Source organism: Paenibacillus xylanexedens (genome assembly GCF_007676705.1).
GTDB lineage: Bacteria > Bacillota > Bacilli > Paenibacillales > Paenibacillaceae > Paenibacillus > Paenibacillus xylanexedens_C.
This window is the reverse complement of sequence record NZ_VEBF01000931.1, coordinates 1-220: the sequence shown is the minus strand read 5'-3', so window position 1 is coordinate 220 and position 220 is coordinate 1. Positions and strand designations below refer to the sequence as shown.

The window sequence follows — 220 nt, the reverse complement described above, 5'->3', positions numbered from 1 at the left end:
CAGCGGGAGAAGGATAAGTAATGGCGGGTGAGATGGAAGGAGAGAATCGGGAAGTTGGGATAGAGTGGGAGGAGTGGGTGGTGATGTTAGGGGAAGTGGAGATGGGGTGGTTAAGGGGGATGAAATTGGGCGGGATGTGGATGATTGGGAGGATAGGTAGAGAGATGAATTCTGGTGGGGGATGAAGGGTGATCGGGAGGGGTTGGTAGAAGAGTATGTT

1 protein-coding gene is annotated in these 220 nt (G+C 52.7%); it reads left to right on the top strand.

The features are described 5' to 3' along the window. The first annotated feature begins 20 nt into the window (after positions 1–20). Complete coding sequence (locus FS628_RS31825) at positions 21–185, top strand: hypothetical protein (protein ID WP_186328085.1); 165 nt, start codon at positions 21–23, stop codon at positions 183–185. The last annotated feature ends 35 nt before the right edge of the window (positions 186–220 follow it).

Excerpts from the sequence above, each read along its gene's own strand:
- FS628_RS31825 (WP_186328085.1), top strand. The coding sequence starts at position 21 with ATGGCGGGTGAGATGGAAGGAGAGAATCGGGAAGTTGGGATAGAGTGG.